Below are 252 nucleotides of genomic sequence, written 5' to 3' on the forward strand. Positions count from 1 at the left end.
CCGACGACCGCGCCGCTGCGACCATCGCGTGACGCCCGCCGTTCGAGCAGCCGCCGAAATAGCTGCGATCAGGCGCCTTGCCGTACGCGGTCTTGATCACCTGCTTCGCCATCGCCGTGAGCGTCGCGACCGCGTTATAGCCATAATCGATGCGCGCTTGCGGATCGAGACCGAACAGCGGGTTCTGCGACGACGAGTGTCCCGCGTCCGAACTGATGACGGCGAAGCCCATGTTGAGCGCATCGTTGAGTG

At 64.7% G+C, this 252-nt stretch carries 1 protein-coding gene; it reads right to left on the reverse strand.

Features of this window, described 5'->3' with window-relative positions:
• Positions 1–252: tannase/feruloyl esterase family alpha/beta hydrolase (locus tag SB772_RS43675; RefSeq protein WP_410838986.1), on the reverse strand; the 252-nt coding region annotated here is incomplete at both ends.

Source organism: Paraburkholderia sp. SIMBA_030 (assembly GCF_046535245.1).
In the GTDB taxonomy this organism is placed as follows: Bacteria; Pseudomonadota; Gammaproteobacteria; order Burkholderiales; family Burkholderiaceae; genus Paraburkholderia.